The sequence below is a fragment of the Novosphingobium mangrovisedimenti genome, from assembly GCF_025153475.1.
In the GTDB taxonomy this organism is placed as follows: domain Bacteria; phylum Pseudomonadota; class Alphaproteobacteria; order Sphingomonadales; family Sphingomonadaceae; genus Novosphingobium; species Novosphingobium mangrovi_A.
Genome location: NZ_JANZXA010000024.1, coordinates 1 through 20,707, shown reverse-complemented (window position 1 = coordinate 20,707; position 20,707 = coordinate 1). Strand labels below are relative to the sequence as shown.

Genomic DNA, 20,707 nt, shown 5'->3' with positions numbered 1-20,707 from the left:
GACCAGCTTTCTCGCCCAGTTTTATTTGACTTCACGGTGCCCTGTTTTTGGCAGGTTGAGCCTTCGCAGCGGGAAGCTTCTGCGCCATGATGTGATCGTAGATCTGCTTGATCTCCGTGTCCGACAATTCGGTCGGTCGGAACGGCGGCATTTCGATCAGGCCCTGGCGAACGACCGAATGTAGGTAATCGTAATCTAAGTCCTTGCGACCGATGAGCGAAGGCACCGGAGCACCTTTTTCGGCCAGCAGCATGGTGCCACCGTGGCCCGGGCCGGGGTTGTGGCAACCTGCGCAGTAACGCTCATAATTCTCCGCACCGTCCACCACTGATTCGCCTTGTGCGGACGAACAGGCAGCAAGTGCAGCGAAAAGCGAAAGGGCGAGGAACTTATTCATTTTACCTCCGCAGGCATGGCGACGCATCGGCTCAGACCGAGGCAAAGATCGAGTTGGGATCGAGCGCCTGCTTGACCCGCGCATGCAGGGCCGAGCGGCCACCCTTTTCATAGGTCTTGGCAACCGCCTTCCCCAGCCCGGGGTCGGTCAGGATCTGGCCGAAGCCGGCCTCGGCCTGCGCGGCGATCAGGGCTTCGGCGCAAGTCTTGGCCCGTGCCGCATCCTCGGCCTTCCCGGCGGCATGGGACAGCACCTGGCGATGGTTGGCCGAACGCCAGATCGCGGTGGTTTCGCCAACGAAGTCGAAGCCGTTCTTGGCACAGATATCGCGCGACAGTTCATAAAGCTTGACGGCTTCCTCGCCATCCACAGGGCTGACCGGGTTGACCGTAAGCGCCATGTCGCCGCTCCAGCCCTCGGTCCTGGCCGGGGGCTCGGCAACCACCCCGGTCATCGTGCCCATCCGCCAGGCCCACAGCTTTGGATCGATGCCCTCGCCATCGGTAATGACCCTTGCGCCGCTGATCGACGAGAACGCACCCTTGACCATGTCCCACAAGATCGCGACGTTGCCGGGCAATCCATAGAGCGATCCGTAAAGGTTCCAGTAGCCCAGTCCGAGCACCTCACCAGCGGCCTTGACCGCGCTTGCCGCCATCGGCCCGTGGCCCTCAAAATCAGCGCGGCGCTTGCCGAGCAGGGCCGCTTCGTGGAGCGCATTGCCCACCGCGACGCCATTGGCCACCACCATGTTGAGCTTAAGCGGCCCGAGCACGTCCAGCAATGCGCCCAGATCGTCCTCTTTGGGGACCGAAACCATGAAGGCCTGGTGCGCCGGGGGCTGCGGCATCATCCACATGCCCACCTTGGTCACCACCCCGAAATCCGACTGGGTGAACAAGCCATCAACCCAAGGGCCATAGCCGAACTTGAACAGTTGCCAGCAGGTGCTCTTGGGCATGGCGCCCATGCCGGTGCGCACCATCTTGCCATCAGCCAGCATGACCTCGAGCCCGCACTGCATCAGGAAGTGATCGGAATAGGGGGTGTAGCCGGGGCGGCGGTTGACGAAACTGGCGGCCACGCTTTCATCGGGATTGCCGGGAAAGTCGACCCACAGCTTAATTCCCTTTTCCTTGATGTGGGCATCGAGCTGGCGGAAGGTGACACCCGGTTCGACTAGGCAGGTGGCCAGTTGGTCATTGACCTCGAGAACCTTGTTCATCTTCTGCAGGTCAAGGACGATCACTTTGTCCTGTACGGCTTTTTCAAGTCCGTAGGCACCGTTGCAGACCGTCTGGACCACACCGCCGCTGGTGCGCGCGGCTTCCAGCACCTTGGCAAGTTGGGCTTCATCGGCCGGAAGCACCACGCCTGCCGGTGCCATCCTCTGGGTAGCATAGCGGGCCAGGGTCTGTGGGTTGGTATCGATGGCCTCCTTGCCTAGTGCCTGGGCGAGGAGGCCGAGCGTGGCCGTCTGGCGGGCTTGATCGATCATGGCGTTGGAAGCCTTATTGCTGGAGAATCTTGGGATAACGCTGGAGATCGCCGGCATCGACGGCAAAATCGGCCGAGCGCACAGCCGGGTCGATAGCGCGGGCCGGTTCGCTGTCGCGCCAGGAAAAGTTGCAGGTCGGGCAGCGCAGGATCGTCCACACCACCGCGCCGTCCTGCCTGCCCTGATGATCGGTGACAGCGCCGCTCGATTTGCAGCGCCCGCAGATGGTGGTGGTCATGACAGGGCTCCCAGCTGCATTTCGCGGATCCGCTTGCTCAGGGCGTCGATCTCGTCCCCGGTCGGCGGGGTGACAAGGTGCGCTTCACCCACCGGATCGGGCGGGAGATAGCTGGTCGCGTCGATGATCAGGCGGTGCCCCTTGCCCGGGACCACTGCCGAAGGATCGATCGGCACGGCAGGCATGTTGGGCAGCACGATGATATCGTCCGCACGGGTCCGGGTCGAAAGCGCCCACATCACCTGGTTGAGATCGAACGGATCGACATCGGCATCGACCATAATCAGGTTCTTGAGGTACATCACGCCGTGCGGCGTGCTCAGCGCGCGCAGCGCGACCGTCTTGGCAAAGCCGGCCATGCGGTTCTTGACCGAGATGATCCCGGTCAGTCCGTGCTGGTAAAGCGCGTTGACCGCGGTGACTTCGGGGAAGCTCTGGCGCAGCTGGGCATAGATCGGGGCGGAGGTGTGCAGGCCGATCAGCGTATCGTGCTCGGTCCAGCCGCGCCCGATGTAAATGTTCTCGAAGATCGGATCGCGCCGGTGCGACACCGCCGTGACCTTGAAGATCGGCGCCTTGCGCACGCCGCTGTAGGAACCGGGAAATTCGCCGAACGGCCCTTCCAGCTCGCGTTCGCCCAGTTGCAGCTCGGCCTCGATCACGATTTCGCTGTCGGCCAGGATGTCGATCCCGTTGCCCGATTTGGTCAGCCGGATCGGCGCGCCCATCATCGCCGAGGCATAGGAATATTCCGATTCCTCGTAGCCGATCGGGGTGGCAGCAAACACCGCAAGGCCGGGATGATTGCCCAGCATGACCGCAATCTTGAGCAGAACGCCTTCCCGTTCGGCCGCCATGATCTGACGTCCCATGTCGTGGGAGGGGATCGTCATCAGGGTGAAGCTGTCCGGCCCCTGGATCTGCAGGCGATAGATGCCGACATTTTGCTTGCCGAAATTGTCTGGATCGAGCGGATCGCGCGAGGCGACCGAGGCCTTGCCGATGTAGAACCCGCCATCATATTCGTTGATCCGATAGACCGGCAGGACATCGTAAAGGTTGATGTCCTGTTCGATCCGGCATTCGTGCACCGGGGCCTGGGCTTCAGGAACAAAGCTGATCTGCGCTTCCTGATCGCCCCAGCGGCCGGCGATCTCGAAGAACAGCTCGCGGATTGTCGTGCCTTTAGGTCGGCCCAGAAGCAGGGCGATGTTGTCCCAGGAACCATGAACGCCCACCGCCAGGCGCTTGCCGGGATAGCCGGTGATGTTGTCGAACACGATCGCCGGCGCGCCGTTAGCATCGCGCGAGGCGGCAACGGCAATGTTGCGCACGCCGGGTTCGGGCATCACCGGATCGCTCCAGGTGATGGCCTGGCCCGAATCCTCGAGCAGTTCGAGGAAATCGCGCAGCGAGGAGATCGACCGGGCGCGGTTGGGAAGATCGTTCATTGCCGTTGCATCCCGCCTGTCAGTGTCCGCCCGCGGCCGCAGTCGCCGACTGGATCGTGACCCATTTCCATTCGGTCATAATTTCGAGATCGGCTTCGGTCCCTTCGCGGCCAAAACCCGATGCCTTGGTCCCGCCAAACGGAACGTGCGGCTCGTCGTGCAGGGTCGGCGCGTTGATGTGGACCATCCCCGCTTCGGCCCGCTGGGCAAAGGCCAGCGCCTTGTCGAGATCGCGGGTGAAGATAGAGGCGCTGAGGCCGTATTCGGTGTTGTTGGCGAGTTCGAGGGCTTCCTCAAGTGTGTCGAACGGAAAGAGCGAGGTGACCGGGCCGAAGGTCTCTTCCTCGAACACGGTCATTTCCGCGGTAACGCCACTCAGGATGGTGGCCGCGCAGCTGTTTCCGCTCCACTCGCCGCCGGCCAGCACCGCGGCGCCCTTGGACCGGGCATCGTCGATGTGGCGGCGGACGCGGTCGCGCTGGCGTTCGGAAATTATCGGGCCCAGCATGGTGGTAGGATCGCGCAGGTCGCCGCTGTTGGCGCGGCCTGTCGCGGCGGCGAAGGCCTTGGCGAACTGGTCGAAGATCGACCGTTCCACATAGATCCGCGAAGCCCCCATGCAGACCTGGCCCTGGTACATGAAGATGCTGAACAGCGCGGCGTTGACCGCCTTGTCCAGATCGGCATCGGCGCAGATCACCAGCGGGCTCTTGCCGCCCAGCTCCAGCGTGTACTTCTTGAGGTTGCGGGCCGCGATTTCGGCAATGTGCTTGCCGACGCGCGAGGAGCCGGTGAAGGTGATCGAGGCGACCTTGGGGTGGCCGGTCAGCACATCGCCGATTTCCGCGCCATTGCCATAGACCACATTGAACAGGCCGTCGGGAACGCCGGCCTCCTTCCACAATTTAGCGAGCAGATCGGCGATCATTGGCGCGGCTTCAGAGGGCAGCAGCACGAAGGCGTTGCCTGTGGCCAGGGCCATGGCCGATTGCTTGATCCCCTTGATCAGCGGTACGTTGAACGGGGTGATCCCGGCAACGACGCCCACCGGTTGGCGCAGGCTCATGCTGAACCGGCCCGGCGTGTCCGAAGGGATGGTTTCGCCCCGGACCCGGCGCGGAACACCGATCGCCGCGCGCAGGAAACTGATTGCAAAGCGGGTTTCGAATCCGGCCTTGGCGATCGGCGAGCCGATCTCGTCAACCAGCACGTCGGCAAACTTGGCGGTATCGCGCTCCATGATTTCGGCGGCTTTCGCGATCCACCCTTCACGCACCGCCGCGGTCAGGTCGCGGTGTTGCAGATAGGCCTGATGGGCTGTTTCGACCGCGCGGTGCACGTCTTCAGCGGTGCCGGCGGGCACCCGGGAATAGACCGAATCGTCGACCGGGTTGAGGTCGTCGAAGTAGGCACCGTTCGATGCGGCAACGGCGGCTCCGCCAATCCAGTGCTCAATTTGCGTCATGGTCATTCAATCCTTGAAGTCTTTGTTCAGCCGACTGGGTGATTACGCTTGGTTGCGCATCGCCTGGGGCCAGATCCCCTGCTTGCCGGGGGAGAGGATGCCGTTGGGGTCGAGCACGTCCTTGAGACGGTGGTGCAAATCCCAGAGCGCTCCGTCGTTGTGCTTATAGGTTTTGGCGATCTGGTCCATGAAGGCGAGGTGGGTGCGGTATTCGCCGAAACCCGCACTGGCTGCTTCATCGACCAACTTGCCGAACAGGTCATAGGCGCTCTTGCGCATGCCCTCGTCGGCGCGATCGTACATGATCATCAGGATGTGGTGCATGTCGCGCCACCCGACCAGGAATTCGCCGATATAGTCGAACCCGAAATCGTGGCAGCGCTGCTTGATCAGGTTGTACTGGCTCAGCGCTTCCTTGCCGTCGGGTGCCGAGATCGGCGAGAAGTTGATATGTCCGCCGCCGCCGATCCAGTTCATGATGCTGAACTCCGTCATGTTCGGCTCGCCTCGCATCAACTGCACCCGATAGTCCCAGGCGGGGTCGTTTTCGCGGTCAAGGTGCAGCTTGGCGCCAGGGATGCTCATCATCGCTTCCTCGACGAGCTTCCAGTTGTTCTCGATGATCGGCGGCGGGCCGTACAGCGCGGCATAGAAGTTCCACATGCCTAGCCCATGATCCGACGCGATCTTCTTGCGGATCGAATCTGGGATAGGGCCCTTGCCGTCGAAGTAATGGCGCCGCGTGGTCTTGGCAGACACTTCCCACAACAGGTCAACCGCCACGGCTGCGTTGGGGATAACCTGGTTGACCTTCAGCGGCAACACCGCATCGAAGATTGCGGCAAGGTCTCCCTCGCGCTCGTAAGTGATCATGAACGGCTTGTAGGCGGGCGGTTCGGGCATCAACCAGATGCCCATCTTGGTCACAACGCCGAAGTTAGACTGGGTGAACATGCCATCGAAATGCGGGCCGGCTGCATGCTTAGTGGATTGCCAGTGCTGCGACCCCTCGATCGCGCCCTGACCGGTGCGCACCACCTGACCGTCGGCAAGGACCACTTCCATGCCGCACTGCATGACGAAGTGATCGCCATAGGGGGTGTAACCCGCGCCATGTTCAAGCGCGTTACCCATGACACCGCCCCAACCTGGTGCCGCAGGATCGACCCACAGCTTGCTGCCAATATGGCGCAGATGGCGGTGAAGCTGAAAATAGGAAACGCCCGGTTCGACCAGCGCATAGCCGTATTTCTCGTTGACCTCGAGAATGCGGTTCATCCGCTTGAGGTCGAACATGACATAACCGGATTGGCGTGGGGCAGGACCGCCATAGGCGAAATTGCGACCGTTGCCGAAGGTCCAGATCGGCAGCTTGTAGGCGTTGAAAACGTTCAGCGCCTGCTGTATTTGCTCCATATTGGCGGGGGCCACGGCAGCCGAGGGAAGCATTTCGCCATCGGCCAGCGGTGAATAGGCGTCGCGATAGGCCGACAGCGGCAGTTCATCGACGAAGACCCATTCCTTGCCGACGATAGCCGCCAGTTCGTCCAGAGCCTTGCTAAAGGTTGCGGCGTCGACGCCCTGGGGCATGCCCGTGCTCACGACTGTTGTACTCCCACTTCGAATGCCCATGAAACCAGCATGCCGGGGCTCTTGCCATCAAGGCTGCAGTGTCCGGATTCGCAGCGTAGTTCAGCAGTCTGCCGATCGCCGAACAGCGCATCCTGCATGTGGTGGGCTAGAACGGTTGGCCAGCCGGTGCTGGCCCGCGCCAGGAGAGCCGGAGCACCCTCGGTCCGGTGTTCCCACCGCATCTTGCGGTAATGATGGGTCCACTGCAGCAGCGGACGGGCACCGTCGGCCACCAGGATCTGCTCGGCAATCATCGCCGCAGGGTCGGAAGTAAGGCCGACCAGCACACCTTCGGCAATGGCAAGTTCATGCAGAAGGCCATTGAGCGACCGGTCAATCCGGATGATCTTCGCCGCGCGTCCAGAGTTGACGAAGGTTTCAGCAAAGAGCCGGCTTTCAGGCACTTCCGCTTCCTCAATGACAATGGTCTTGATTGGTCGCTTCGCCCAGGCGCTGCGTCCGATACCCAGACCGACCACTGCCGCTCCCACGGCCCCCCCGCTCATGACGGTGCGACGGCTCACATCCCACGCCATTCTCTAGTTCCCTTCTTCTTGCGCCAAAGCAGGAACGAGGCTTGCCGCCTCTTTGCTCAGGCCTTGCCAGCGTTTCTCCGACTTCGCGTGAAGTTCGAACAGATCCAACACCCGCATACAGCTGTGATCGACCACCTCCGCCAGCGAGGTAGGCCGCGAATAGAAGGCCGGCACCGGCGGGAAGATCACCGCTCCCATTTCGGTGCAGGCCGTCATGTTGCGCAAATGCGCCAGATTGAGCGGCGCTTCACGGGTAATCATCACCAGACGCCGCCGTTCCTTCAGCATCACGTCAGCGGAGCGGGTGATTAGGTTGTCGGATAGGGCGTGTGCCACCGCGCCCAGCGTGCGCATTGAACAGGGCGCGATCACCATGCCTTCGCACACGAACGAACCGCTGGCGATAGAGGCGCCGACGTTGCGGACGTTGTGCACCACATCGGCCAGCCCTTCGAGCCGCGCCTTGCCTTCGGGCAGCTCCTCGCGAATGTTGAGCAGCGCCGCCTGAGACATCACAAGATGGGTTTCCCAACCGCCCGTCTCGCGCAGCAGCTCAAGCAGGCGAAATCCATAGACCGAGCCGGTTGCGCCGGTAATCCCCACGACCATGCGCTTCACGGCAGGAGACTTTCCTGCGCGTTCTGGGCGGTCAAATTCGCGCAAGGCCTAACCTTGAAGGGCATGCAGAATTCCGTCTCCCGGTCTTTTAGCTACGTCATACAATGCATTCCGCATTGAGCAAGGAAAATCTCGGCTCCTCGGGAGCGCATTCCGCTTACACCTCATTCTCGGGCCGGACCCCAAGACTGATTGTCTTCATCTCCAGGAATTCTTGGATGCCGTGCCGCGAACCTTCCCGGCCCAGTCCTGATTCCTTGATGCCGCCAAACGGGGCGGTCTCGGTCGAGACGATGCCGTTATTTAGGCCGACCATCCCGGTCTCAAGGCCTTCGACAACCCGCCAAGCGCGGTCGATGTCGCGGGTGAAGGCGTACGCCGCCAGCCCCGAGCGCGTAGCATTGGCAAGCGCTAGGGCTTCGGCCTCGGTTTCGAAACGAAACACCGGGGCCACCGGCCCGAAGGTTTCCTCGTCAGCCAGCCGCATCGTCGGGTTCGCTTCGGTCAGCACGGTCGGCTGGAAGAAAAGTTCCCCCGCCTCGTGGCGCTTGCCGCCGGTGACAAGGTGGGCGCCTTGCGCCACGGCATCGGCGACATGGTCCCGAACCTTGGCCAGGGCCGATGCGGCGATCAGCGGTCCCTGGTCGGTTGCACCTTCAAGGCCGTTGCCAACCTGGAAAGCACTAACTCTGGCGGCCAGCGCCTCGACGAAGCGGTCATGAATGCCGCTCTGCACCAGGATGCGGTTGGCGCACACGCAGGTCTGTCCGGTGTTACGGAACTTTGAGGCCACCGCGCCCTCAACCGCAGGTTCGAGATCGGCATCGTCGAACACCAGCAGCGGAGCATTGCCGCCCAGTTCCATCGAGACCCGCTTGAGCGTGGTGGCGCATTGCGCGGTCAACAGCTTGCCCACTGCGGTCGAACCGGTGAAGGTGAATTTTGTGACATAGGGATGGCTGGTCAGAGTCGATCCGATTGCGGGAGCATCGCCGCAGACCACGTTGAATACGCCGGGCGGAATCCCCGCCTCAAGGGCGAGCTTCGCCAGTGCGAAAGCGGTCAGGGGGGTAAACTCGGACGGCTTGAGGGTGATGGTACAGCCAGCCGCCAGCGCCGGAGCGACCTTGCGGGTGATCATCGCTGCAGGAAAATTCCATGGCGTGATGGCGCCCACCACTCCGATCGGCTGGCGAATAAGGACGATCCGCCGGTTAGCGCTGGCTGGAATAACCTCGCCATAGACACGGCGCGCCTCTTCGGCGAACCACTGGATGAAACTGGCGGCGTAATCTACCTCGCCCAGCGCTTCGGCCAGCGGCTTGCCCTGCTCGGCGGTTATCAGAAGGCCCAGATCCTGGCGGTAGTGCCGGACCAGCGTCAGCCAGTCATGCAGCAGGCCGGCGCGTTCCTGAGCGGGCCGTTTGCGCCAATCGATGAAGGCACGAGAATTGCTCTCAATTGCCCGGTGTGTCTGAGTAGCACCCAAGCTGGCGACATTCGCCAGCGTTTCGCGGGTTGCCGGGTTAGTGACCGCGTAGGTAGCGTCGCCATAGACTTCGCTGCCGTCGACAAGCGGCTGGCCAGTCAGGAAATCGCTGCGCTTGAGCGGGGGAATCGTAATGGCCAAGACTTTACTCCTTTGGCTGCGAAGCCAGGTTCCGATACTCCATTAGGCGGGGCGTGGAGCACGTTCGTGGTCCGTGTCACAAGATGTGTGAGGGCGGCAAACCGCCGCCCTCCGGTCTTGCGTCAATACGTATGCGCAAGCTTCAATAACCATTCGCGAAGGTGCGAGAAGCCGATTGTAGCCGCCCCGTACCGCTTTCTAGTAATTCTAGAAGCGAACTTCCGCGCTCAGTCCGACTTTGCGCGGCTGTTCATAGAACCCATCGGTGCCCAGCGCACCGGGCCTGATCGTCTGGAGAACCTTCTCATTGGTCAGATTAGTGACCCACAGCCCGATCTTGAACCGCTCGTTCTCGGGCATCCAACTGACAGACGCGTTCGTGAGCGTATAGGATGGCTGCGAGAAAATGTTCGCGAAGTCGTAGTAGACCTTCGAACTCCAGGCCAAGTTTCCCGCGAATATAATACGACCGTCGCCAATGTCACTTCCCCAGTCGATGCCGAAGTTGCCGGACCACTTGGGAGCCCTGGTCATCACATTGCCCGAAGCATCGAATGTAACCACGTTGTTGCCGCCGTCGGCGCGCGGGAAGAAGCCTTGGGCATTCGGGAAGTCTTGATACCGCGCATGAGTGTAGGCGACCGCACTGCGCAACGTCAGGTCCGCGACTGGACGGACAAAGACTTCCAGTTCGCCGCCATAGATCTCAGCGTTTGCGGCATTCTGCAAAATATAGCTTGGTCCGATAGCGTCCTTCGACTGAAGTTGTAGATCCTTGTAGTCATAATAGTAAACCGAAAGATTAGTCCGCAGCCAGTCTAGAGGATCGGACTTGATGCCAAACTCCGCGGCTTTGATGTTCTCAGGGGCCACGGGGGTCGCGCTGGCTGCGGCCATGTTGAATACACCGCTCTTGAATGCGGTGCTATAAGTGGCGTAGACGCTGGTTCTGTCGGTGAATTCGTAGCGGACGCCCAGTTTGTAGTTGAATTTATTGAACGTCTTCTCAGCGTCGTCTACGACGACGTTGCCGTTGATTTGCTGTGTAAAATTGCGCGTTTCGGTGGTGTAGCGGGCGCCGATTGTCAAGAACAGGCCGGAGAGCAACTCATAGGTTCCTTCCGCGAAGCCCGCGAATGAGCGGCCTTCAAGCTCAGGTTCCACCGTGGGACCACTAAGAGGAAGATCGGGACTTGCGGCAGTCCATGGCTGGAGGAAGGCGTTCCCCCCGAACTGATAGAAATAGCCCCCGACGAGCCACTGGAATGGACCCGGATCAGCCGAATTTAGCTTAATCTCTTGGCTGATGGATTCGACATTGAACTCTGCTAGGAAATTGCCGAGCTCGATGTTCGAGGCGTCGGAATCGGTGTCCTGATCCCAGCGCAGCAACATGTACCCTGTCGTCGTATCTAGCGCGACAGACCCGAGATCGAGCCGTGTGTGGAGCGCCGCCGAGTAGCGCTTTAGGTCGAGAGTCGGCTCCTTCGTGAGCGAAGCCTGCCAAGCGTCCGTCGGAAGGATGACGCCGGCGAACCTGCGGCCTGCCGTATTGCCATCAAGCGGCTGAGGAGAGTTCGTGGTGCCTTTTTGATCGAAATACTCTCCGGTCAAGATAATGTCGAGGGCGTCGCTGGCTCTAAAAAGTACCTTGCTGCGGAGATCGATGACCCGCTGGTCACCCAAGCCACCTCCCCGTATCAAGTCGGTAATGTATCCCTCATTCTTACGGTAAAGTCCGGCGAAATCGGCTGCGACCGAGTCGCTTAAAGGACCGGTGACATAAAAACGGGCATCGTAATCTCCCGCATCATTCCGCATCCGCCCCAAGCGCGCCGTCGCTTTACCCCGGAAATTAAAGCTTGGATCGGGCGTGATTACATTGATCAGCCCGCCGGTCGCGTTTCGGCCGAATGTGGTGCCTTGCGGTCCCCGCAGGACCTCGACACGCTCGACCTCGACCAGGTCGATCCAGTTCGCAGCCGATTCCGGTTGATAGACGCCGTCCACATAAGTCGCTATATTGGGTTCGTCGCCAATTGAGATACCCGTCGAACCGACGCCGCGGACGACCGGCTGGAACACGCCCATGTTGCGGCTGCCGACGAAACCGGGCACCACCTGCGTCAGCGTCCTGACCGTGGAGACGTCGGCAGAGGCCAACGCGTCGCCAGTGATCGCGGTCACCGCCACCGGCACGTCTTGGAGCCGCGCTTCGCGACGAGTGGCGGTGACGACGATGTCGCCCAGACCGGTTTGATCTTCGGCCTTTGCTTCTTGCGCTTCAGGGGTGTCGGCATCCTGCGCCAGAGCCAGGTGCGGCGTCAGCGCCGTTGCCGTGAACAAAACGATCGAATACGCTTTTCTGTTTTTCACTCTACCCTCCCAAGTTTTACTAACTTTGAAATTATTCCTATTGGTTCAAGTATTCAGAAAGAAAATCCAACCTGTCATTTCCCCAGAAAATCTGGTCGTCGACAAACATCAGCGGTGCGCCGAACACGCCGCGCTGGATCGCCTGGGTTCGCGCCTTGCGATATTGGGTCTGGCCGACCGGGGATTCGACAAACGCGATGAGCACGTCGGCATCGAGGCCTGCTGCCGTGGCGCATGCGGCCAGCTCGTTGCGGTTGCCCGGATCGATCCCCTGGCCCCAGATCCGGCGATAGGCATCGGTCACGAATGCCTCGGCCTTACCGTTCTCGCGGGCAAACAGCACCGCGCAATTCCAGTCTGCGCAGTCGAAGCTCGCGGGGAACGCGAGGGGGACGCCATAGCGTTCGGCCCAGCGCTCGAGGTCAGCCTTCATGACCTTGATCTTGGGCAACACTTCGCGGTTCGAGGGTCCATAGTTGCCGGCTGCAATCTTGGCCTCGGGGATGTCAATCGGCCAATAGGCGACTTCGCAACCCGCCTTGCGGGCGATATCCGGCAGTTTCAGCTGCGCGAGGTAGCTGAACGGGCTGATGAAATCGAAGTAGAAGTCGATCGTACGGGTCATGTCGGCTCCAGGTCGAAGCCGACCATTTCGCGATAATTGTCCCAGAAGCCGATGATCGCGCCCTCGGTGACGAGATGGTCGGCGTCGTCTGCCTGGCCGCCACCCATCGCGATGTAGGACGTAGCTCTTGCCTCCCCGACGATGGCGTTCTGGACGATTTCGACGGCTTCTCCGTCTTCCATCGAAATGAGCCCGGCCGGGCCGATAAGGTTGGCCTGCTTGAGCCGGATGGCTTGCATCTCCGCGTCATCGTCCTCGTAGCCGAAATGGGTCCAGACCAGCTCGAATTCGTCCGGGCCATAAGTCACAGTCTGGCGTACGGCGAGCGTGTTCTGGATCTGCTGGAGGACGAGGTTGGGGTAGACCGTGAGGATCACCAATGTAACATTGTCCGCGAATTCCTGCCGACCTTTCAGCAGCGACATGTCTTGCAGCTTGAACTCGGTGTCGAAGCTGCGGGAATCGCCATAGGCCTGTTTGTCGGCGGCATCATCGTTGCTGGCTGCGATCGAATAGAGCAGCGAGTGGCGTTTGTTGGCATCCATCAACGCCTTACCTGTCTGGGTCGAGCGATAGAGACCGAACGTGTTGTGGAACAGGTGCAGCAGGCTCGCGTGGTAGGGATCGCGGGTGTTCTCGGCGTAGAGCTTCCAGTTCCCGAAGATCCGCTGACGCTGGTCGCCTAGAATCGTGATGGGTTTGCACATGATCCGCTCGATCTGCTCGACCACGATCGGACCGAGGAAATCACGACAAGATTCGACAGTTTCGGAGAAGGAGGCAAACACCAGGCCGCCCACCGATTCAGCGCGCAGCTTCCGCAGGTTGTGCTGGCTCATGTCGAAATCGCCCGGCATCCCTCCTTGCCCCTTGAGGCCGCGACGGAAGGGAACCCCGATCAGGTTTCCCTTCAGATCGTAGGCCCATTGGTGGTAGACGCATTCTAGGCTCGGGCGGTTGCCGCGCATTTCACGGCAGACCAGGGCGCCGCGATGGGCGCAGCGATTGACCACGACATGGACCCCACCATCGCTGTCGCGGGTCAGGATGACCGGAGTTTCGCCCACAAATGTGGACTTGAAGTCGCCTGCCTGCGGGACTTCGGCCTCAAGCCCAACGAAGGACCAGCATTCGCCCTTGAAGATGTTTTCCTGCTCGCGTTCGTAGTATTGGCGATCGGTGAAAACCCGGTACGGCACCCGGCATCCGGCAGCCGGCGTATCTTGCTTCACATTGTCTGTTTGCTGGGCAGTTACCATCGTTCGGTGCTTTCAATTTTTCAGCTAAATCGGCCGAACCATCATCGTATCGATGAGGTGCGTATCGAATATCGCGGTCTTGGAAACAAAGCGCGGCGCATCACCGGAAAAGTCGATCTCATCGATGTATTTTCCGGAATTGTAGATCGAGGTCTGGCCATCATTGCGCGTCATCAGGACGACGTAGTTGGTCTGCGCGGAGATGATTTGCTCGTTCGACGAAACCACGCGGGTCGGACCAAGAATATGCCGATAGGCATGGGCCGGGAAAATGTTGGCGCGGCGCAGCGAAACGACGCGATCGACCAGCATTCCGCGGCTGTCGCAGAACACGGCGGCGAGATTGAGCGAACGATTGTGGTTCTCGGCCGAGATCACGCTGTACCGACACTTGTCCTCGAACAGATCAGGCCACTCCTCAAGGCGGTCATCGTCGATCAACTCGGCGTGCAGGGCATTGAGCTGCGCCGCGACATGCTGGACCTGCATATCTTCGAGGGAGGGAAGCGCCATCAGGCGGCTCCTTCCGGTTTCGTGATGCACACCCAGCCGTCGTCGATTTCGACCGGATACGAGACGATCGCCACCTGGCAGGGGAAAGCCTTGGCTGCGCCGGTCTTGATGTCGAACGAGCCGCCATGGAACGGACATTCTATGATGTCGCCATCCTGATATCCGTCGGTCAGCATGGCATTGCCGTGGGTGCAAAGATTGTCGGTAACGAAAATCTCGCCATCGACATTGTAGACGGCAAGCGCGGGCATTCCCTCTGCGAATGCCGCAACCGGTTCGCCGTCTTTCACGCTGGCAGCTTCACAAAGTCGCAATTTGTTTGACATGGTTGACCTGTTCTTTTTGTCAAGAATCGAGCAAAATGGGCGATTGTCAGAGCGGAATGTCCATCCCGTAGCCAGCCGCCTCGTTGCCATGGCCGAAGATATCACGGGTGTAGTATTCCTGTTGGCCGGTCGAGTGGCGGGCGCCCCAGCCGAACTCCCACAACCAACCCGACGGATTGGCGCAATAGAAGGTCAGAGCCTGATCGTTGGCGTGCTTGCCAAGCTGCAGCGCTACATCGATCTTCTTCCCGCGCACAATGTCGTGAGCCATGCCAAGATCGTCGAGATCGGTGTATTCGAACATCAGGTGGTTGATGCGCTTTTCCATCGGCCCGAGGCCGAAGGCGACCGAGTGCTGACGGTCGTTGCAATGCATGAAATAGGGCTGGGCTACCATGCCGTTGGGCAGGGGGAGATGGTATTCAACCGACCCGCGCAGGCCGAGCAGTTCATAGAACCGGGCCGCCGCCTCGACATCGTCCTGACGCAGGATGCAGTGCCCGATCCCTTGCGAGCCGGTCAGGAACTTGCCGAACATCGGACGGCCAGGATGGAATGGCTTGTGCGTATCGACCTGGGGGCCGAAGAAGATCTCGGTCGGGTTGCCGCCCGGATCGGCCAGCTTGAGCAGCCCGAGAACCCGACGTTCGCTCGCCTCGACCTCGCTGCCTACGGTGAAGGGGATTCCCGCCGCGCTCAGCTTTTCCTGCATCGCGGCGAATTCCTGCGGCCCGGCCACTCGCCAGCCCATGTAGGCCAGGTCATCGCTGCCATCAGCGTGCAGAACGATTCGGTGATGCCAAAGGTCCATCCGCAGATAGAGCCGATCCCCTTCGCCTTCATCGACGACTTCCATGCCGGCGACTTCGGCGGCGTAAGCGCGCCAGGCAGCGAGATCGGAAACGGAAAGACCAAGATAGCCGAGTTCGGTGACGACCGACATAGTTCAAACTCTCCCAACTCACCCCAAAGCGGGGTCATTTTGCGATTTGCTGGCCACCTTGCTTCGGATTCGAGCCGCCGGTTTCAGCCATTTCTGCAACATCACCTATCAGAACGTTTTTCATTGTGCAATACGTTGCACGAAATGATGGGATGAGGTAATGTATTTGTTCTGCGGTTGATTCGCGGAGGCATTGGGTGCCCGACGCACAGAACGGGAGAGGATCGATGGAACTCGCTGAGAAAATCGGCGGCAGGATTGCCGACTTGCAGGGCTTGAAAGGACGCATGCGCGCTTGGCTCAAGAAGGATCATGAACGCGGGATCTTCCAGCTGGACCGCGCCGCTTTCACCGAAGCTGCGCTGTTTGAGCTCGAGATGAAGTACATCTTCGAGCGGAACTGGGTCTACCTCGCGCACGAGAGCCAGATTCCCAACCCTAACGATTTCATCACTACGAAAATCGGCCGCGTCCCCATCCTAGTCACCCGCGACAAGTCCGGCGATGTCCGCGCCTTCGTGAACGCCTGTTCGCACCGCGGCGCGCGCCTCTGCCGCGAACGGGCGGGCAACAAGCGCAATCACATGTGCCCCTTCCATGGCTGGACATTCTCTTCCGGCGGCGACCTGCTGGACGTCACCGATGAAAGCATCGGCGGCTATCCGGAGGCATTCAATCGAGCCGATTTCGCGCTCAACCCCGTGGCAAAGGTGGAAAGCTACCGCGGCTTCATCTTCGCCAGTCTTTCCGCCGATGTCGTCCCGCTGGTCGATCACCTCGCCGGCGCGCGGGATTTCATCGATATCCTGGTGGACCAGTCGAAGTCCGGCGCAATGGAAGTTTTGCCCGGAACCAACCGCTACCGCTATCACGGCAACTGGAAGATGCAGGTCGAGAACGGGCTCGACGGCTATCATGTCATGACGACCCATGCCAACTACTTCATGACCGTCCAGCGCCGCGTTGAAGGGATTTCGAGCAACGATACCAAGGCGATCAGCTTCGACGGTTTCACCGCACGCGATGGCGGCTCGTTCTCGTTCCACAACGGCCATACGGTGCTGTGGGCAGACTATGCCAATTTCGCCGATCGGCCCAATTTCGAGATCGTCGACTGGCTGGAAGAAACCCACGGTGCCGAAAAGGCCAAGTGGATGAACAAGCGCATCCGCAATCTGCTGTTGTTTCCCAACGTCTTCCTGATGGACCAGACCAGCACGCAGATCCGCATCATCCAGCCGCTGGCCGTGGATGAGACCGAAGTCAGCACGGTGTGCATCGCCCCGGTCGGCGAAAGCGCCGAGGCGCGGACCCTGCGGCTGCGTCAGTATGAGGATTTCTTCAATTCCAGCGGCATGGCGACACCCGACGACCTGACCGAATTCAACAACTGCCAGGTCGGATTTGCATCTGGTGAGGGGCGTTACAACGACATGTCGCGCGGCTCGACCCGCTGGGAGAAAGGCCCTGGTAAGTTCGGTGAACCGTTGAACGTGAACGTTGTTATGAGCAGTCCGGCTGTTGCCGACGAAGGGCTCTATGTTGCAATCCACGACGAGTGGGTTGCTCGCATGGAGCAAGCCATCGACAGCGAGTGCGAAGAACTTTCAGCGATGCTGGAGAATGCGAAATGAGCGCTTTTCATGCACGTTGGCTGGCCGTTTCAAGGTTCATCGGCCAGGAAGCGTTTGCCCTTGATGACAAGGACTGGGATGCATGGCTGGCTCTCTATCATGAGCAGGCCGAATATTGGGTTCCCGCTTGGGACGACCACGAGCGGCCGACTGCGGACCCGCAGCGCGAGGTCTCGCTGATCTATTATCCCAGTCGGGGCGGGCTGGAAGATCGGGTTTTCCGGATCAGGACGCGGCGTTCGGCAGCCAGCACGCCGGAGCCAAGAACGGCTCACCTGTTCACACTGCTTTCGGTCGATGAAGGCGAGGGTCAGGTACATGCCCGGACTTCGTGGACCACAACTTCGGTGCTTGAGGGCAAGGTCGCTACTCTTGCAGGCTGGGCCTATTACGACCTTGAACCCAAGGCCGATACATTCGTGATCCGTCGCAAAAAGACAGTCATCGTCAACGACCTGTTTCACGAGATTGTTGATGTCTACAGCATCTGACGGGATCCGTCCGGTTGTCGGCACGATGATCGGGGATCCCGCAGGGATCGGCCCCGAAGTTGCAGTGAAGGCGCTGGCAGGGGGAGAGGTTCACAATGAAGGGATTCCTGTGCTGGTCGGATCCGCGGCGGCTGTCGAGCGCGCGCTGGATTTCACTGGCACTAAGGCCCGGCTGCGGGTGATGGGGAAGTTTGAAAAGCCTAGCGACGATCCCACCATAATCGATATCATCGACACGGGCGCTCTGCCGGTCGGCGTCCTTCCCCTGGGCGAGGATACCGAGGCCGCGGGACACGCCACAGCCCAATGGCTCGACGAGCTCGATGCCTTGGCCCGCGACGGAGCTTTCGCCGCAACCATCATGGGGCCGATCAGCACTGGGTCGCTCAAGCTGGCGGGAAAGCTCGACAAGGTCATCAGCCCGACCCCCGGGGAAAGCTATCTGGTGCTGCTCTCAGGGGCGCTGCGGGTCGCGCACCTGACCGATCACATGTCCTTGCGCCAAGTGATCGACATCATTTCGTCGGATCTCGTCGCCATGGCCATCGCGCAATTGCACGAAGCCATGCAATCATGGGGCATCGCCCGGCCGCGGATCGCGGTGGCCGGCCTCAATCCTCACGCTATGGGCGACGAGGATCGCCTAGCGATCGCGCCGGGCGTGGAGGCAGCGCGGGCCAGGGGCATCGACGTCGAAGGTCCGATCGCACCCGATTCGGTCTTCCGTCACTGCATCGAAGGCCGTTACGACATGGTTCTGGCGATGTTCCACGATCAGGGCCATATCGCGGTCAAGACCTGGGGCTTTTCGGGCAACAGCGTGATCATCATGGGGCCGCCGTATCTCCATATGTCGGTCGCGCACGGCACCGCCTACGACATCGTTGGTACCGGCAAAGCCGATGCCGCGATGATGCTGAGCGCGATGCGCACTTGCGGACGACTCGCTTCGGGCCGCGGTTTCGAACAAGCTTAGGGAGAAGACCATGAGCGCCGAAACCATGCCCGTCGCCGCGGGGTCGGAGCCGACTGCGGTCGATTACGCAGTCTATCACAGCCAGGCGATCTTCACTGCCGAACAGGAAAACATCTTTCGCGGACAGACCTGGTGCTACCTCGGCCTCGAGGCCGAGCTGGCCAACAGCGGCGATTTCCGTTCGACCCATGTCGGCAATACTCCGGTGGTGGTGACGCGGGCAACCGATGGCACCATCCATGCCTGGGTAAATCGCTGCGCCCACAAGGGCGCAACCGTGTGCCGCTCGCTGCGTGGCAACCAGGCCGACGGGGCGTTCGTCTGCGTCTATCACCAGTGGGCCTACGACGCGACCGGTGCGCTTGTCGGCGTGCCGTTCCGGCGGGGGCTGAAAGGCGTGGGCGGCTATTCGAAGAAATTCAATATGGCCGAGCATTCGCTGGAGCGGTTGCGGGTCGAGACATTCGGCGGCCTCGTGTTCGGCACCTTCAACCCGACCATCGCCCCGCTCGACGACTTTCTGGGTCCAGTGATGCGCAAATACATTCAGCGCGTCTTCCAGCGCCCGGTCAAGGTTCTGGGCTATGCGCGGCAGTTCATGGCCGGCAACTGGAAGCTCTATTCGGAAAACAGTCGTGACAGCTACCACGGCGGTCTGTTGCACCTGTTCTATCCGACTTTCGGCATCTACCGCCAGAGCCAGGAAAGCGCGGGTCTGGTTTCGGACGAGGGCTACCACACCGTCTTTATCGTGTCTAAGCCCAAGGGCGATGTCCACTACGGCTCGTTCGGTGACGAGGCCAACCGCGAGATGCAGGGTGAGGCCAAGTTGCAGGACGAGCGCCTGCTGGCATTCCGCCCGGAGATCGCTGATGATGTCGGACTGCACATCCAGTCGATCTTCCCGTCTGTCGTTGTCCAGCAGATCCAGAACACCCTCGCCACCAGGCAGATCGTGCCCCACGGGACCGACAGGACCGAGCTGGTCTGGACCTATTTCGGCTATGCCGACGATGACGAGGAAACGACTCGCCACCGCCTTCGCAACCTCAACCTGGTTGGACCGTCCGGGCTGATTTCGATGGAAGACGGCGAAGCGGTCGAACTGTGCCAGCAGGGCACGATCGGTGCCGAAGGCAAGCGCAGCTTCGTCGAGATGGGCGGGGACGATGTCCGACCCTCCTACGCGCCGATGGGTATGGATGAAAATTCCGTGCGCGGGTTCTGGAAGGGCTATCTCGGGCTGATGGGCAATGCCCTGGCCGATCTCGCGGGGGAGGGCCGGGCATGAGCGTTGCAGCCGAAGTAGCGCAAGTCGCGCAAAGTGCGATCGACGATTTCAACGCGGCTTACGGGCTTTGCCTTGATGATGACCGGCTCGAGCAATGGCCCAACCTGTTCGTTGACGATTGCCTGTACCAGGTGATCGCGCGCGAGAATGTCGATAACGGCTTGCCTGCGGCTGTGATGTATTGCGACAGCAAAGGGATGCTGGCGGATCGGGTTGTCGCGCTGCGCAAGGCAAACGTCTTCCCCGAACATTTCAACCGGCGCCTGATCGGGCGTGCGGTGATCACCGGCGCGGAAGGCGACCAGGTTTCTGCTGAAGCCAGCTATGTCGTCTTCCAAACCCGTAATGATGGTGAAACGCGTATCTACAATGCCGGCAAATATGTCGACCGGTTCGATCTTAGCGGTGGAACCGTTCGTCTGAAGAGCCGGACCTGCATCTACGACACGCTGCGCATAGCGACCCTGCTCGCGACTCCGATCTGACCGGGTCCCGATTCACTGCATCCTTGAAGGAGACTATCTATGAAGCTGTTCATTAGCCCCGGTGCCTGCTCGCTCGCCCCGCACATCGCGCTTCGCGAAGCCGGCGCCACTTTCGATACCGTGAAGGTCGATCTGGCGACCCGCAAGGTCGAGACCGGCGAGGACTTCCTGACCGTCAACCCGTCGGGAAAGGTTCCAGCGCTGACCCTCGACAGCGGCGAAACCCTGACCGAAAATCCCGCGATCCTGCTTTACATCGCCGACCAGAAGCCGGAAGCCGGCCTGGCGCCGCGCGACGGCACCATGGACCGGTACCGCCTGCT

At 60.8% G+C, this 20,707-nt stretch carries 21 protein-coding genes; 6 read left to right on the top strand and 15 right to left on the bottom strand.

Annotated features, from left to right (window positions below; all coding sequences use genetic code 11):
* Positions 1-31 precede the first annotated feature (31 nt).
* From NZK81_RS20475 to bphC, 15 genes are all read right to left on the bottom strand, one after another.
* Positions 32-397, bottom strand: coding sequence for a c-type cytochrome (locus tag NZK81_RS20475; RefSeq protein WP_260047889.1), 366 nt, complete (start codon positions 395-397; stop codon positions 32-34).
* A 31-nt stretch (positions 398-428) separates the two neighbouring features.
* Positions 429-1,895, bottom strand: coding sequence for an FAD-binding oxidoreductase (locus tag NZK81_RS20470; RefSeq protein ID WP_188823318.1), 1,467 nt, complete (start codon positions 1,893-1,895; stop codon positions 429-431).
* Positions 1,896-1,908: 13 nt separating this feature from the next.
* Complete coding sequence (locus tag NZK81_RS20465) at positions 1,909-2,133, bottom strand: non-oxidative hydroxyarylic acid decarboxylases subunit D (protein WP_188823316.1); 225 nt, start codon at positions 2,131-2,133, stop codon at positions 1,909-1,911.
* Entirely contained in the window at positions 2,130-3,584 is a 1,455-nt protein-coding gene (locus NZK81_RS20460; protein ID WP_188823314.1) for a non-oxidative hydroxyarylic acid decarboxylases subunit C, read from the bottom strand. Before NZK81_RS20460 ends, NZK81_RS20465 begins: the two co-directional genes overlap by 4 nt.
* Before the next feature lie 19 nt (positions 3,585-3,603).
* The gene (locus NZK81_RS20455) at positions 3,604-5,055 is read right to left on the bottom strand and encodes an aldehyde dehydrogenase family protein (protein ID WP_260047888.1); all 1,452 of its coding nucleotides are present in this window, start codon (positions 5,053-5,055) and stop codon (positions 3,604-3,606) included.
* 36 nt (positions 5,056-5,091) lie between these two features.
* Positions 5,092-6,651: an FAD-binding oxidoreductase gene (locus NZK81_RS20450; protein WP_260047887.1), complete on the bottom strand. Its 1,560-nt coding sequence runs from the start codon at positions 6,649-6,651 to the stop codon at positions 5,092-5,094.
* Positions 6,648-7,217 carry a hypothetical protein gene (locus tag NZK81_RS20445; RefSeq protein ID WP_188823309.1) on the bottom strand — a complete coding sequence of 190 codons (570 nt, stop codon included), beginning with the start codon at positions 7,215-7,217 and terminating at the stop codon, positions 6,648-6,650. Before NZK81_RS20445 ends, NZK81_RS20450 begins: the two co-directional genes overlap by 4 nt.
* A gap of 3 nt (positions 7,218-7,220) precedes the next feature.
* Positions 7,221-7,826, bottom strand: coding sequence for a UbiX family flavin prenyltransferase (locus tag NZK81_RS20440; RefSeq protein WP_229710643.1), 606 nt, complete (start codon positions 7,824-7,826; stop codon positions 7,221-7,223).
* Positions 7,827-7,992: 166 nt separating this feature from the next.
* Entirely contained in the window at positions 7,993-9,465 is a 1,473-nt protein-coding gene (locus tag NZK81_RS20435) for an NAD-dependent succinate-semialdehyde dehydrogenase (RefSeq protein WP_188823305.1), read from the bottom strand.
* Positions 9,466-9,672: 207 nt separating this feature from the next.
* A complete protein-coding gene (locus NZK81_RS20430; RefSeq protein ID WP_188823303.1) occupies positions 9,673-11,841 on the bottom strand; it encodes a TonB-dependent receptor in 2,169 nt (722 codons plus the stop codon).
* A gap of 37 nt (positions 11,842-11,878) precedes the next feature.
* Positions 11,879-12,466 (bottom strand): 2-hydroxychromene-2-carboxylate isomerase, encoded by a 588-nt coding sequence (locus NZK81_RS20425; protein ID WP_188823301.1) that lies wholly within the window; start codon positions 12,464-12,466, stop codon positions 11,879-11,881.
* Complete coding sequence (locus tag NZK81_RS20420) at positions 12,463-13,725, bottom strand: aromatic ring-hydroxylating dioxygenase subunit alpha (RefSeq protein ID WP_188823299.1); 1,263 nt, start codon at positions 13,723-13,725, stop codon at positions 12,463-12,465. Before NZK81_RS20420 ends, NZK81_RS20425 begins: the two co-directional genes overlap by 4 nt.
* A 24-nt stretch (positions 13,726-13,749) precedes the next feature.
* Positions 13,750-14,238 (bottom strand): aromatic-ring-hydroxylating dioxygenase subunit beta, encoded by a 489-nt coding sequence (locus NZK81_RS20415; protein WP_188823297.1) that lies wholly within the window; start codon positions 14,236-14,238, stop codon positions 13,750-13,752.
* The gene (locus tag NZK81_RS20410) at positions 14,238-14,564 is read right to left on the bottom strand and encodes a non-heme iron oxygenase ferredoxin subunit (RefSeq protein ID WP_100868240.1); all 327 of its coding nucleotides are present in this window, start codon (positions 14,562-14,564) and stop codon (positions 14,238-14,240) included. The genes NZK81_RS20415 and NZK81_RS20410 overlap by 1 nt, the downstream gene beginning before the upstream one ends.
* A gap of 46 nt (positions 14,565-14,610) precedes the next feature.
* Positions 14,611-15,507, bottom strand: a complete 897-nt coding sequence (gene bphC, locus NZK81_RS20405; RefSeq protein ID WP_260047886.1) for a biphenyl-2,3-diol 1,2-dioxygenase — start codon at positions 15,505-15,507, stop codon at positions 14,611-14,613.
* A gap of 227 nt (positions 15,508-15,734) precedes the next feature.
* Here bphC and NZK81_RS20400 point away from each other — a divergent pair, with 227 nt between their 5' ends.
* The 6 genes from NZK81_RS20400 to NZK81_RS20375 form a co-directional block, all read left to right on the top strand.
* Positions 15,735-17,141, top strand: coding sequence for an SRPBCC family protein (locus tag NZK81_RS20400; RefSeq protein ID WP_260047885.1), 1,407 nt, complete (start codon positions 15,735-15,737; stop codon positions 17,139-17,141).
* On the top strand, positions 17,138-17,632 hold the full coding sequence (locus NZK81_RS20395; protein ID WP_260047884.1) for an aromatic-ring-hydroxylating dioxygenase subunit beta: 495 nt from the start codon (positions 17,138-17,140) through the stop codon (positions 17,630-17,632). The genes NZK81_RS20400 and NZK81_RS20395 overlap by 4 nt, the downstream gene beginning before the upstream one ends.
* A 64-nt stretch (positions 17,633-17,696) precedes the next feature.
* A complete protein-coding gene (locus tag NZK81_RS20390) occupies positions 17,697-18,608 on the top strand; it encodes a 4-hydroxythreonine-4-phosphate dehydrogenase PdxA (RefSeq protein WP_260047883.1) in 912 nt (303 codons plus the stop codon).
* 10 nt (positions 18,609-18,618) lie between these two features.
* Entirely contained in the window at positions 18,619-19,899 is a 1,281-nt protein-coding gene (locus NZK81_RS20385) for an aromatic ring-hydroxylating dioxygenase subunit alpha (protein ID WP_260047882.1), read from the top strand.
* Entirely contained in the window at positions 19,896-20,384 is a 489-nt protein-coding gene (locus NZK81_RS20380; protein WP_188823285.1) for an aromatic-ring-hydroxylating dioxygenase subunit beta, read from the top strand. The genes NZK81_RS20385 and NZK81_RS20380 overlap by 4 nt, the downstream gene beginning before the upstream one ends.
* Positions 20,385-20,423: 39 nt before the next feature.
* On the top strand, positions 20,424-20,707 hold a 284-nt coding region (locus tag NZK81_RS20375), incomplete at its 3' end, for a glutathione S-transferase N-terminal domain-containing protein (RefSeq protein ID WP_260047881.1).

Excerpts from the sequence above, each read along its gene's own strand:
- NZK81_RS20465 (WP_188823316.1), bottom strand. The coding sequence starts at position 2,133 with ATGACCACCACCATCTGCGGGCGCTGCAAATCGAGCGGCGCTGTCACC.
- NZK81_RS20475 (WP_260047889.1), bottom strand. The coding sequence starts at position 397 with ATGAATAAGTTCCTCGCCCTTTCGCTTTTCGCTGCACTTGCTGCCTGT.
- NZK81_RS20420 (WP_188823299.1), bottom strand. The coding sequence starts at position 13,725 with ATGGTAACTGCCCAGCAAACAGACAATGTGAAGCAAGATACGCCGGCT.
- NZK81_RS20470 (WP_188823318.1), bottom strand. The coding sequence starts at position 1,895 with ATGATCGATCAAGCCCGCCAGACGGCCACGCTCGGCCTCCTCGCCCAG.
- NZK81_RS20440 (WP_229710643.1), bottom strand. The coding sequence starts at position 7,826 with ATGGTCGTGGGGATTACCGGCGCAACCGGCTCGGTCTATGGATTTCGC.
- NZK81_RS20380 (WP_188823285.1), top strand. The coding sequence starts at position 19,896 with ATGAGCGTTGCAGCCGAAGTAGCGCAAGTCGCGCAAAGTGCGATCGAC.
- NZK81_RS20455 (WP_260047888.1), bottom strand. The coding sequence starts at position 5,055 with ATGACCATGACGCAAATTGAGCACTGGATTGGCGGAGCCGCCGTTGCC.
- NZK81_RS20395 (WP_260047884.1), top strand. The coding sequence starts at position 17,138 with ATGAGCGCTTTTCATGCACGTTGGCTGGCCGTTTCAAGGTTCATCGGC.
- NZK81_RS20400 (WP_260047885.1), top strand. The coding sequence starts at position 15,735 with ATGGAACTCGCTGAGAAAATCGGCGGCAGGATTGCCGACTTGCAGGGC.
- NZK81_RS20385 (WP_260047882.1), top strand. The coding sequence starts at position 18,619 with ATGAGCGCCGAAACCATGCCCGTCGCCGCGGGGTCGGAGCCGACTGCG.
- NZK81_RS20410 (WP_100868240.1), bottom strand. The coding sequence starts at position 14,564 with ATGTCAAACAAATTGCGACTTTGTGAAGCTGCCAGCGTGAAAGACGGC.
- bphC (WP_260047886.1), bottom strand. The coding sequence starts at position 15,507 with ATGTCGGTCGTCACCGAACTCGGCTATCTTGGTCTTTCCGTTTCCGAT.
- NZK81_RS20425 (WP_188823301.1), bottom strand. The coding sequence starts at position 12,466 with ATGACCCGTACGATCGACTTCTACTTCGATTTCATCAGCCCGTTCAGC.
- NZK81_RS20445 (WP_188823309.1), bottom strand. The coding sequence starts at position 7,217 with ATGGCGTGGGATGTGAGCCGTCGCACCGTCATGAGCGGGGGGGCCGTG.
- NZK81_RS20460 (WP_188823314.1), bottom strand. The coding sequence starts at position 3,584 with ATGAACGATCTTCCCAACCGCGCCCGGTCGATCTCCTCGCTGCGCGAT.
- NZK81_RS20415 (WP_188823297.1), bottom strand. The coding sequence starts at position 14,238 with ATGGCGCTTCCCTCCCTCGAAGATATGCAGGTCCAGCATGTCGCGGCG.